Annotated in this window: 11 protein-coding genes; 6 read left to right on the top strand and 5 right to left on the bottom strand. The window is 58.6% G+C overall.

All coding sequences use genetic code 11. The features are described 5' to 3' along the window. The 5 genes from LQE90_RS11775 to LQE90_RS11755 all read right to left on the bottom strand — a co-directional run. A partial coding sequence (locus LQE90_RS11775) for an IS3 family transposase (protein ID WP_216529931.1) occupies positions 1–760 on the bottom strand: 760 nt, incomplete at its 3' end. 2 nt (positions 761–762) lie between these two features. Beyond that, positions 763–1,047, bottom strand: coding sequence for a transposase (locus LQE90_RS11770; protein WP_161555468.1), 285 nt, complete (start codon positions 1,045–1,047; stop codon positions 763–765). A gap of 86 nt (positions 1,048–1,133) precedes the next feature. Next, complete coding sequence (locus LQE90_RS11765) at positions 1,134–1,610, bottom strand: VaFE repeat-containing surface-anchored protein (protein WP_231088324.1); 477 nt, start codon at positions 1,608–1,610, stop codon at positions 1,134–1,136. Then, positions 1,495–3,810 (bottom strand): VaFE repeat-containing surface-anchored protein, encoded by a 2,316-nt coding sequence (locus LQE90_RS11760; RefSeq protein ID WP_231088323.1) that lies wholly within the window; start codon positions 3,808–3,810, stop codon positions 1,495–1,497. The genes LQE90_RS11765 and LQE90_RS11760 overlap by 116 nt, the downstream gene beginning before the upstream one ends. Then, on the bottom strand, positions 3,764–4,675 hold the full coding sequence (locus LQE90_RS11755; protein ID WP_231088322.1) for a hypothetical protein: 912 nt from the start codon (positions 4,673–4,675) through the stop codon (positions 3,764–3,766). The genes LQE90_RS11760 and LQE90_RS11755 overlap by 47 nt, the downstream gene beginning before the upstream one ends. Before the next feature lie 278 nt (positions 4,676–4,953). On the opposite strand from LQE90_RS11755, the gene LQE90_RS11750 reads away from it, so the two are divergent. The 6 genes from LQE90_RS11750 (at position 4,954) to LQE90_RS11725 (ending at position 11,760) form a co-directional block, all read left to right on the top strand. Continuing rightward, positions 4,954–5,427 (top strand): sigma factor-like helix-turn-helix DNA-binding protein, encoded by a 474-nt coding sequence (locus LQE90_RS11750; RefSeq protein WP_216529929.1) that lies wholly within the window; start codon positions 4,954–4,956, stop codon positions 5,425–5,427. Positions 5,428–5,429: 2 nt separating this feature from the next. Continuing rightward, a complete protein-coding gene (locus tag LQE90_RS11745) occupies positions 5,430–5,684 on the top strand; it encodes a DUF6870 family protein (RefSeq protein WP_216529928.1) in 255 nt (84 codons plus the stop codon). A 140-nt stretch (positions 5,685–5,824) separates the two neighbouring features. Next, a complete protein-coding gene (locus tag LQE90_RS11740; RefSeq protein ID WP_216529927.1) occupies positions 5,825–7,468 on the top strand; it encodes a recombinase family protein in 1,644 nt (547 codons plus the stop codon). Beyond that, on the top strand, positions 7,468–8,478 hold the full coding sequence (locus tag LQE90_RS11735) for a recombinase family protein (RefSeq protein WP_216529926.1): 1,011 nt from the start codon (positions 7,468–7,470) through the stop codon (positions 8,476–8,478). Before LQE90_RS11740 ends, LQE90_RS11735 begins: the two co-directional genes overlap by 1 nt. Next, entirely contained in the window at positions 8,462–10,168 is a 1,707-nt protein-coding gene (locus LQE90_RS11730; protein ID WP_216529925.1) for a recombinase family protein, read from the top strand. The genes LQE90_RS11735 and LQE90_RS11730 overlap by 17 nt, the downstream gene beginning before the upstream one ends. Then, the gene (locus tag LQE90_RS11725) at positions 10,165–11,760 is read left to right on the top strand and encodes a recombinase family protein (protein ID WP_216529924.1); all 1,596 of its coding nucleotides are present in this window, start codon (positions 10,165–10,167) and stop codon (positions 11,758–11,760) included. Before LQE90_RS11730 ends, LQE90_RS11725 begins: the two co-directional genes overlap by 4 nt. Positions 11,761–11,963 lie beyond the last annotated feature (203 nt).

The raw sequence follows: 11,963 nt of genomic DNA, 5'->3' as shown, positions 1-11,963 counted from the left end.
TCGGGCCCTTGAAATCAATATCTTGTGGGTGTGCACTGCTAGGCAGAATCACTGTGCCGATGCTGCGAAATGCCGTACCGATGGTCTGGAACGATGTACCGATACGGGTGTAATAACCACATGACAGGCGTACGTCGTTGTCGCGTGCCCATCCGGCTAGCAAGCGACTGGTATACTGAACGCCTTTGTCTGCATGAAAAATTGCATTTTCAGCAACATAACCTCGAGCTTTCGCACTTGCAAGGGTGTTCACCACGATATCAGCCGTCATGCGACTCGAAAGCGACCAACCCACCACCATGCGGGTGTTCAGGTCGATCACAGTCGATAGGTACAGCCAGCCTTGTCCTGTGCGCAGGTAGGTGATATCCCCCACAAGCTTGTAGGTTGGAATGGGGCTCGTGAAGTCCCGGTGCACGAGGTCGGGACGCGGTTTCGCGTTCTTGTCAGGAATCGTAGTACGTTTGGACTTATAGGGAGTACATCCTTTTATCCCCAGCTCGCGCATGCATTTTCGTACACGGTAGAGCGTGACGTCTCGGAACTCATCGGGCATGAAACACTTGACGAAGCGGGCGCCGAAGCGCCGGTCGGACTCCAGCCAGACGCGGTGGACCACTTCGCGCACCTCGCTCCAGTCATCCTCCGGACAACCTTTCGAAAGCCACGAGTAGAAGCCTGATCGCGACACCTCCAAGATGCGCGCCATCAGGTTGATCGGGAATTCGGCCCTCTCCGCCAGCATCAGCCGGTAGCGCATGGCTACGCCTGCTCTTTGGCGAAGAAGGCCGCGGCTTTTTTCAGGAAGGCGTTCTCCATCTCGAGCTCGGCGTTGCGCTTCCGCAGAGCTCTCATCTCGGCATCATCCTCCGGCGTGGACCCGTCGCCGGAGAGCATCTTCCTGCGATCCTTCACCCATCTGTTCGCAGTCTTGGGATTCAGCCCCAACTCCCTGCAGACTTCGGCGGTCGGCCTGCCGGTCGAGATGATGTAGTCGGCGGTCTCCCGCCTGTATTCATCGGTGTATTTCGCTGACGTGTTAGCCACTATCCTGCTCCTTTTCTCGGTTGCTTCAGGTTACTAGATTTCTGATTCGAAATCTCGCAATCCCGTGTCCGAAAAAACGATACAGGTCAGTGATGGACGGCTGCGATGTTGCCTTCTGCGGTGAGACAGTCCTCGAACGCCACGAGCTCATCGCTCTCATTAAGGGCGGAAGCGTCGAACTCGAAGGTGACCTGTACGGTGCCGCCGGCATCCTCTGCGGTGAACTCAGCAGATGCGGTAACAGGCTTGCTGCCCTCGTCTGTCATCGCCTCGCCGGTGGACTTGACCATGAGAGTGCCATTCACCGTGTAGCTATCACCGGGGATCAAGCCTTTGTACTCCACCGTATCGACGAGGGTGACCTTCCCGATTTCGATGACGTGGTCGCCATCGGAGGCATCGGTCAGGGTGGTGCCGATCTCGCATACCGTCACGCTCTGGCCTTCGTCATCGATGTCCTCGTGGGTTGCCAGGGTGGTGCCGTCCTCGGCGGCAAGCTGCTCGAAGACTACGAGGCGGTGTCCGCCGTAGCCGGTGGCATCGAAGGCGATCTCGACCGTCACGGTGCCGTCGGTCTCCCCCCGCGGTGAATTCTTGCTCGCCAATGACGCCTCCGAACTCTTCGCCGGTTTCGGCATCCATGAGGGTTGCCATCAGCTTGTAGGCCTGGCCAGGGGTCAATCCTTCGAATGCGACCTCGTCGGATACGGTTGCCTGGGTGCCGGTGACCAGCTTGTCATGGTCGGAGGCGTCGGTTGCAGTGGTGTGGATGTCCAGGAAGTGGACGGTCTGGCCGTCGTCATTGATATCGGCGTGGGCCGCGACTTCTACGCCTTCGCTGAAGAGGGACTCGAAGGCTACGACGTCCTCGCCTGCGAGCAGGCTGGAGTCGAAGGTGAACTCGAGCTGGATGTCGCCTGCCTTCTGCCTAGGCTTGAAGGTCTTTGTGGCGGTGACGGGATTTCCGTCAGCATCGAGAAGGGCCTCGTCGGTGGACTTGACCATGAGGGTGCCGGTGATGGTGTACTCGGTGCCGTCGTTCTTGAGGTTCTCGTACCAGACGGTGTCGACCAGGGTGGTCTCGACGGAAGCCTGGGCGATATGGTCGCCGTCGGCCTTGTCGGTTGCCTCAGTCTGGACCTTAAGGCCTTCCTTGTCATCCAAGCTCATCCAGACTGCCTTGGCCACGGTGGAATCGCGTTCGATGACGAAGGTCTTCTTGACCAGGTCGTATCCCTCGTTGGAGTCGCTGCGGAGCTCCTCGAGGACGTACTTGCCGTAAGGCAGCGCTGCCAGGGAGTCGTTCACCGTTGCGTTGGAGCCGTCCTCGCCGAGGGAGAACCAGGTGCCGGCCTTGGAATCCATGTCGGATGCGTTGATGGAGTCGGACTCGAGCAGCTTGTCGTTTCCGTTGGTGTTCTCGCTGTGCTTGTTCCAGGAGGAGGCCGTGGAGACGTTGCCGTTCTTGTCGGTGACGATAACGTGGGCCTCGCCGGTCGAGATGTTGGTCACCTTGAAGGCAACCTGGAGGGAGGCGTTGGTGTCCTCGGCCATCTTCACGATCTCAAGGTCGTTGCGGACCACCTGGTTGAAGAACTCAAGGCCATTGCCTTTAATGTCCGCGGTCACTACGGTGCCGTTGTCACGGATTTGGAAGGTCTTGGCATTGCCGTCAGTGAGCAGGTAGGAGCCGTTAGTCTTGGTCTCTTGGATGGTGTAAGTACCGTAAGGAAGCTCGTCGCTTGCGGTCTGGGCGGTGTATGCCTTGGCATCGTCATTCCATGCGGTGGTGATGGTCTCGATGGCGTCACCTGGGTTGAACCACTTGCCGTTTACGAGGACCTTCTCCTTGGAGGCGTTGGCGATGGTGAACTCGATGCCGCTCAGGGTCGAGCCGGTGTCAAGCTCATCGTGGGAGTTGCCGCCGAGGGCCTCGGATGCGCCGAGCTCGACGTCGGACTTGACGACCTGGACGCCGCCGCGGATGACGTCATCCTTGCAAGGCTCGCTGATGAGGTTCACCACCTGGCCGTCAGAGTTGATATTGACTTCCTTTGACCAGTCGGACTGGAGGTAGCCGGCAGGGGCGGAACTCTCCACTACCTTGTACTTGCCGCAAGGCAGGGCGTCGGCGGCCGTCTTGGCTACATAGGCTTTGGCGTCCTTGTCCCAGCCTGTGGTGATGGTCTTCACGACCTCGCCATCAGCGTAGGTCTTTCCGCCAACCAGGGCGCTCATGCCAGACTTGTTGATGATGTTGAACTTCGCGCCTTCGAGGTTTGCGTCACCTTGGTTTGCCGCGCCAGCCTCAGAGTCCTCCTTGGCAAGCATGAGGCCGCCCTTGTGCCAGGTGAAGCTTACGAGGACCTGGGTGCCGCTGCCGGTATGGACGACGAATGCCTTGAAGCCGGTGGACACCTGGTTGGAGCGGGACTTCATCTTGCCCCAGGCGGTGCCGAGCAGGTCGGTCCTGGCCCAAGACTCGAACTCGGCGTTGGTGCCGAATGCCGCCTCGGACTTGGAGCCTTGGTAGACGTAGGCGAGCAGCACGTGGCTTGCGGCCTGGTACTTCTCATGGGACCAGGAGCTGCCGTCGTACCAGGTGGAAGGGAACAGGGAAGCGTCGAAGCCGGGAGATCCGTAGCTGAACCACATGGCGGTGATCAAGTCGGAGTCGCTGACGCTGGACTTTGAATAGGTGCCGGGAGACGGGGTGTCAGCAGCCGGATCGGCGCAGTAGGCTACCTGGTCGTCTGCCCACATATGTGTGGTCGAATATCCTGCGTAAGGGATGTTGTCTCCCACGGTAACATGCGTGGATTCGCTTGCGTGAGCCGCCGATGGGACGGCGATGCAAGTGCCAAGCGCAAGGATCAAGGCCATAGCTGCGTGGAACGATGTACCGATACGGGTGTAATAACCACTCGGTCAACTCTCTTGGTAACACCATGGCGTAAGTGCCCTCAGGGGTCGTGATATGCCGTTTAAGGCTGTATTTCAGCTTTTTTGCGGTCTTTATCAAGGAGTCACTCATTTCACCCAAATTGGCCTGCAGAGGGCATTTTTGCGCGTATTCGTTTACGAGCAAGCCTGTATCTACCAAGAAGCTGTCATCATCTTCTCCGATAACAGTTAGTGGGCTTGTGGCCCCTTCTGCTCTGTTGAAAAACGCTGCCATTGATAACAGCAGGCGTACGTTGTGCGCCAGGGTGTCAAACTCGCTGCGTTGTATAAGATGGTAGTTGCCTTCGAGCTCGACTTTTGCGCGGCACACATCAAATGAGTCGCTATTCTTCTGTCTTCGCTCAAGCTTTCCCGGAGCACCGTTTTCTACAAGTTCTAAGCCCAAATACTGAATAGCGGGGAACCACTGATTCAGCGTGGTCTTCACCCGTGCATCTTCTTTTCCACCTATGCCCAAGTCGGCAAGGTTCTCATCTCCGCAATTCAAACACATAAGCTCTTCGCCGAATCTGAACGGAATCATCCTTATGAGGTCGATTCTGCGCTTCTCGTTGGTGGCGCTTGCCATGCCCGAAATAATAGCGTCCATATCCACGGGCTCGTCATCATTGCAGTCTATGGCTCTCACCAGCGCAATTTCTTTATTCAAGTAGGATATTTCCATTTTTCACATCTCTTAGGTGACTATTAATCGCATATATACCATATACTATTTTATAACGACTTTGCTCAGGTTGGCGCCAGGTGAAGCGTTGTTTTATCAATAGGGCAGACCCCTAAAGCGTCTCGTTTTCCTGCTGCAAGGTAGGGAACGGGGCGCTTTTTTCGTTTTGCCTGCCATGCAGAAGCAAAAAAATCCCATCGCAGGGTATCCAAAAGCCAAGTTTCTTGCCTTCAACAGTAGAGGGGGTTTGTCCCTTCTACGACCGAAAGGCAGGAATCATGCGTAAAAGAGACAACGGCAAAAGCAAGAAGTTCGTGATGTTCGCCAGGGCTACCGATAAGCACGGCGCTCATCGCAAGGCAAGCGTGCAAGTAAGCGAGGAAGTTTACCGGGAGTGGTACAAGGCCACCAACCATTTTGCCTACCTGCGCAAGCTCGATCGCAAACATGGCGTGCTGAGCTTGGACGCGCTGGATTACGAATTCATCTGCTACTCGATATTCGAGGTGGGCATCGATGACGATGATGAGGCGGAATTTGAAAGGCGCATCGCGAACCTGGTCGTTGCATTGTCGCAGTTAAACGAGAAGGATGCGGCGCTTATCGACGCACTCTTCTTCGAAGGCGTATCCATGCGCGAGTATGGCCGCCGCATCGGGGTGACGCATCGAACGGTGTCGAAGCATCGTGCTCGCGTCCTAAAGCACTTAAGGCGCGTAATCGAAAACCGTGCAGCAAGGATGGGGGAGTAGCCATGGATATGCAAGCCTACCTTGAGCAATGCAAGCAGGTAGATGTCACTACGGTCGACCCTTCGACGCTGCGCGACTTGGGCGACGTGGCGATTGACCCGAAGCTTAGCGATGACGAGCGCATTTCGAGCTTCATCGAGCAGATCGGCAACCCGTACTGCTACAAGTCCGATGGGTTGGTGGTGAAGCTGTCGTTCAAGAACGAATGCTCTCTTGAAGACGCGCTGGCCCACTATGTCACCGTCAAAAGCTCATAGCGCAGTGCGTAATGTGCTGCTTGAAAAGATTAACGAATCCGTCTACTATATGCCTAGGCGGGAATTCCGGTTCTATTCCATTAACAACAAGAGCCGAAACCATGACCTCCTGGGCACATTGCTTTACAGGAGGTTTTCCTATGCTCAAAACCATTGACGCGCCCAACGGGGGCGCTTGGCGCGCTGCAAGCTACGAGCGCCTTTCGCGTGACGATGAGAACGTCGGCGAATCCAACAGCATCGTCAACCAGCGCAACATCATCGCCGACTTCGCGGCCGAGCGAAGCGATATCACTCTCGTCCAAGACTACTGCGACGATGGCTATTCGGGCAGCAACTTCGAGCGCCCCGGTTTCAAGGAGATGCTCGACGCGCTCTCCACCCGCGAAGTCGACGCCATCATCGTCAAGGACCTGTCGCGCTTCGGGCGCAACTACCTTGAGATGGGCTATTACCTCGACCGCCTGCTGCCGCAGATGGGCGTGCGCGTCATCGCCATCGCCGACAACTACGACAGCGTGGACTCGGCGCAGATGTCCGACAGCATCATGATCCCGTTCAAGAACCTGATGAACGATTTCTACTGCCGCGACGTGTCCACCAAGATTAAGACGCAGCTGGTGGCAAAGCGCAAGCGCGGCGAGTGCGTATCTCCCTGCCTGCCTTACGGCTACCTGAAAGACGAGACGGACAAATCGAAGATCGTGGTCGATCCGCAGGCGGCAGCCGTGGTCCGTGACATCTTCAAATGGAGGCTGAAGGGCATGAACGCCGAGGCTATCGCCACCAAGCTCAACGACAACGGCACCGACACGCCGTTCATGCACATGCGCAGCTTAGGGCTGCGGCCTTCGGATAATTTCAAGCGCTCGGGCAAAGACGCCTGGAGCGCGCGCGTCGTCATCCGCATCCTGGCAAACGAGATGTATCTGGGCACGCTGGTGCAGGGCAAAACCTACAAGCCCGACTTCCGCAGCAAGACCGTCGTCGCGCGCCCTGAAAGCGAATGGGAGAGATGCGAGGGGTCGCACGAGGCAATCGTCGACGAGCGCACGTTCAACCTGGTACAGGATTTGTCGGCGCGCGATACCCGCACATCGCCCGGCAAGAAAGGCCTGGGGCTGCTGGCGGGATTCGTGTTCTGCGCGGATTGCGGCTCCACCATGGCGCGCCGCAAGATACGCCGGGGCGAGCATGAATACGTGTACTACACCTGCATGGGGCACCGGCACGATTGCAAAAGCTGCACCACGCACAACATCAACGGCAACAAGCTGGTGGCGGCAGTCGAGCGCAGCATCCGCGAGCGCATGGCGGCCGCGCTTGACGATGGCGACGTCGAGGGCAAGGTGAAGCAGGCTTCGCGCACCGCGCAGCTCTTGGCTGACTTGCAGGGCCAGGAACGCGCAATGGTTGCACGCATCGAGCGCATCGCATCGCTCAAGCGCCATATGTACGAAGACTATGCCGACGAGGTGCTGAGCAAAGAGGAGTTCCTGGACTTCTCGAAAGCCTACGACCACGAGGTGGCGCAGCAGAAGAAGGCCATGGCGCAGATCGCCGAGCGTGCGAGCGCTTTGCGCGCCGAGCCCGACAACGAGTACTTGGACGCGCTCGCGCGGCATCGCGACTTCGAGGAGCTCGACCGGCTGATGCTGATGGAGCTCATCGACCGCATCAACATACATGAGGGAGGCATCGTCGAGATCGTCTTCCGCTTCCATGAGCTGGGAAACACTGGCGAGGTAGACGTCAACGCTTCGCAAAAGGATGGTGATGCGTAATGGATAAGGCCGAGAAGAGGCTGTGCGACCTGCTGGCCCGCGCGCAAAACGACGGGCAGCACGGCAAGGGGCAGCCTTGGCGCACGGCTGTCTACATCAGCGCGACCTATTGGTATGGAAGCGGCCATTCCGTACCTGAGCTTATGGCCGAGCAGTCGAAGATGTGCAAGGCCAAGCTGCACCGCATGCCCACATTGAAGAAGGAGATGACGTTTCGCGAGCGCAATACGGGAGCCAAGGGAGACGTGGAACTCAAGCGTCTGATCGATGAGGTGGCAAGCCGCCATGTCGATTGCATCCTGGTGGCGTCGGTGGGCTATTTTGGCTACTCGTGCGTGTGGGCGCAGAACTTCCTGCGCACGATTGTCGGCTGCTGCGGCGTGCGCTTCATCGATTGCGCGGCGGGCTTCGACAGCTTCTACGACAGCCTTGAATTGTACGTCGACCAGATAACCAAACACCACAGAAGCCATGCGCGCTATGCCGCCTGCGAACAGCGCGAGCGCAATCGAGCGCCACAGCAATCGGAAGTGCCTTACGGATACATCTGGAGGCCAGGCGGGAAAGTCGAGGTCGATGAGTATGTGGCAATCGTGGTGCGCAGGATATTCGCCTGGGCGGCAGCGGGCGGCCACTCGGGAGATATTGCTGACTTCCTAGTCAGCCGCGGGGTGATGTATGCGCCAGACCATTGCCGCCAGCTTTACGGACGTGCTGCGAAATCCAAGCTCAACTGGAGCAAAAGGACCATAGACGAGCTGATCGAAAACCCCTTCTACCGGGGGCTTATGGCACCGTCAACCTTTCGCGTGAGCGGTGTGCCGGGCAAGCACGAATGCGCGGTGATCCCCGAAAACGAACGCAATTACGTACGCGGACCCCAAAAGGCGTTGGTAGACGAAGAAACGTATCAGAAGGCCCTTGCAACGCGCAACGCCCACCGCACCAACGGCGGCAGGCGCGGGTTGGATGCCTTCATCGAGGAGGTAGTTCATGGCACGCAAATCTAGGAAGGCAAGCGCCGCTGCGGATGAGCCTGTGCAAGCGCAGCATGCAGAGCGCATATGGCGCACGGCAATCTATGCGCGCCTTTCCATCAAGAACAACTGCAAGGAAGACGACAAGAGCCTGCGAAGCCAGCTCGACCAGATACGGGATTTCGTCGAGACCAAGGGCGACTTGCGCGTGGTGGGCGAATACGTCGACAACGGGCATACCGGCACCAACTTCAAGCGCCCGGAATTCCAGCGCCTCATGGACGACCTTCGCCAGCGCGTGGTCGACTGCGTCGTGGTGAAGGACCTTTCCCGCTTCGGGCGCGACCACGTGGAGATGGGCAACCTTCTCGAAAACGTGTTCCCGTTTCTGGGCGTGCGCTTCATCGCGATCAACGACTGCTTCGACACGCAAGACCCTGCCAGCGCGGGCTCCATCATCGTGCCGGTGAAGAACATCGTGAATGAGGCGTATTCGCGCGACCTGTCCCGCAAGATCGTCCAGGTGAAATCGCGCCAGATGGAGCAGGGCATATCCCCGCAGGGAATCACCGTGTACGGCTACCGCTTCGACCGCGAAGACCGCACGCATCTGGTGCCGGATGAGGAAACGGCCAAGTACGCTCGCCTCATCTTCAAACGCAGGCTCGAAGGGGTCCGCCCCAAGGAGATCGCCCAGGAGCTCAACGACCTAGGGGCTCCAACTCCCGGCATGCACTTCGCCTCGCAGGTGCGCAAGAAGAACCCCGCAGGCGTCATCTGCGGCATGTGGGAGTCGCGCCATATCACGAGCATCGTGAAGGACCCGGTCTACACAGGTGACCTTGTCTTGCACAGGGGTGAGGTGCGCGATACGCCTACGGGCAGGCGCTACGTGCGATTGCCGGAAAGCGAATGGCTGCGCTACCCGGATACCCACGAGGCGTTCGTGTCAAAGGAGGACTTTGCCAAGCTCACCATACAGCGCGAAGGGCGCAAACTGCCCGAAAGCAAGCGTCCGGAGCCGGTCGAGAACATGGATCCGGTTGTCGGGCTTGGCGAGGAGGACAACGTCTTTCGCCACTTGGCTTATTGCGCCGAATGCGGGGCGGGCATGCAGGCGTGCCGCAACAAGGTGAACGGGCTGTATCGCTCGATGACCATGGTGTGCAGGACGCATTTGAAGTTCGGGGGCTGCCAGAAGAACTCCATCGACGAGCTTCAGCTGCGCATGCTGGTGGCAGATCAGATTCGCGCGCAATTGAGCCTCGGCCTTGGCTTGCAGGGCCTGCTCGACCAGCTGCGCAATCTGCCTAAGGCGCAAGAGCGCAGGCAGGTGCTCGTCGACCAGGTGGAAAAGCGCGAGCGCGAGCTGACGCGGCTAAAGGACAAGCGCAAGCGCTTCTACGAGGACTTCGCGGCAGGCCGCTTCACGCGCGAGCAGTACGACAGCGACAAGCGGGCGACGGAGTGCTTCATCGCGCAAGAGAAGGAGCGCTTGGATGCGGCGAAGGCGGCAGTGAATCGCTTCGATGAATTATTCGAACATGACGACGGCATGCTGCATGCACTCGATGCGGTCGACGACATAACAACGTTCTCAGAGGAACTCTTGCGGGCGATGGTCGCTCGCATAGACATCACGGCAAAAGGCAGCGTGCATATCACATTCCGCTTCGGCGATTGGGTATCGCGCGCGCAGAAGATCAAGAGGGTGGTTTTGTGATAGCGCTCTACATAAGGCTCTCGGAAGCCGATGGGGATTTGGACGGCGACAAGGCCGAATCGAACAGCGTGTCCAACCAGCGCAAGCTCTTGGCCGACTACGTCGCCAAGGCACCGGAGCTTGCCGGGCAGGAGACGCACGAGTTCATCGACGACGGCTTCACCGGCAGCAACTTCGACAAGCGCCCGGCATTCAACCAGATGCTCGAATGCGTGAAGGCGGGCATGGTCACCTGCGTCATCTGCAAGGACCTCTCGCGCTTCGGGCGCGACTACGTGGATGCGGGCCGCTACATAGAGCAGGTCTTCCCCTTCATGCGCGTGCGCTTTATCGCCATTGGGGACAACTACGACAGCGACCAGCTGCAGCAGCCCGCAAACGATGCCATCAATTTGGGCCTTCGCAACATCATGAACGCCAGCTACAGCCGCGAGCTTTCGGTGAAGATCAAGTCGGCCAACGCCTCGAAGTGGAAGCGCGGCAAGCACATCAACTCGGTGCCGCTGTTCGGCTATCGCAATGACCCGCAAGACTGCACCAAGCTGCTTGTCGACGAGGAAGCCGCCGAATACGTGCGTCTGGCGTTCGAGCTGGCGGCTTCAGGTCTGCGCCCTTGCGACGTGGCGCGCGAGCTCAACAGGCGCGGCGTTCCGGGGCCCGGCAAGTACAAGATGGATCGCGGCATCGCCAAGGCCAAATACGGCGTAGCCGAGCTGAAGAATCCCGGCTGGGACGGCAGCAAGGTGTCGACCCTGCTGCGCAACGTGGCCTACCTGGGCACACTCGTAGGCCATAAGGAGCAGGTGGTGTGCGTCGGACGCGACATCAAGCGCGCGGTGCCCGAAGAGGAGCGCTACGTAACGGAAAACGCCCATGAGGCGCTGGTGGATACGGCCACCTTCGAGGCTGCCCAAAAGGTTCTTGTGTCGCGCAAGCGCCGAGCAAACGTGAAGAAAGATGAGACGTCGCCTTTGGTCGGGTTCGTGCGCCGTGCGGGCTGCGGGCATACGCTCACGTTCAACCGCCGCAAGAAGGGCAATTATTTCCTGGCGGATTGCGCCTGCGCGCGCGAGGCACATGAGCGCTGGCGCATATACGAGCGCGACTTGGAAAGCGCGGTTGCGAAGGCCATCGCACGCGAGAAGGAGCTCATGGGACGAAGCGTTGCCGAGGCGCGCAAGAAGAGGGCGGCAGACAATTTGGCATGCCGTAGGGCCGATCTGGCTTTGGAGAAGGCCAAGCGCGCCTTGGACGCTGCCAGGGAGAAGCGCCGCAGCTTGTACGAGCGCTATGCACTGCGCGAAGTCGAGCGAGAGGACTACCTTCTTGAGAAGAAATCCATCGATGCCGATATCGCAGCAAGCACTGCCGAAGTCGAGCAGTTGGAAGCTGCTTTGGAGAAGGCGCGCGCCGATGCCGCTCGAAACAAGCAGGATATGCACGCTGTATCAGCGCTTTGCGGGGACGGTCCCGACAAGCTCGACCGCGCAACGATTGGCACCTTCGTCGATTGCGTGATAGTGCACGGGCCCGACCGCATAGAGGTGCGCCTGAAGCATCCCGACGCGCTCAAAGCAGGGTTTGAAAGATGAGAGGTATCCAAAAAGAGGATTGCGTGCCTTTAAGGGTAGGGAGGAAAAACTCCCGCGCCTCAAACGGCGCGCACCTTGACAACCGCATTCAACTAACCAACGAAACTATACGCATCGACGCGCATGGGGCGGAGCCTGCCCTGGATCTGCCCGTGCGCGCATGCGTAGTTATGAAAAGATTAGGAGGTGTTCAAGATGATCGG

This window comes from Paraeggerthella hominis (genome assembly GCF_021044775.1).
Lineage (GTDB): Bacteria > Actinomycetota > Coriobacteriia > Coriobacteriales > Eggerthellaceae > Paraeggerthella > Paraeggerthella hominis.
This window is presented reverse-complemented; position numbering and strand designations above follow the sequence as displayed.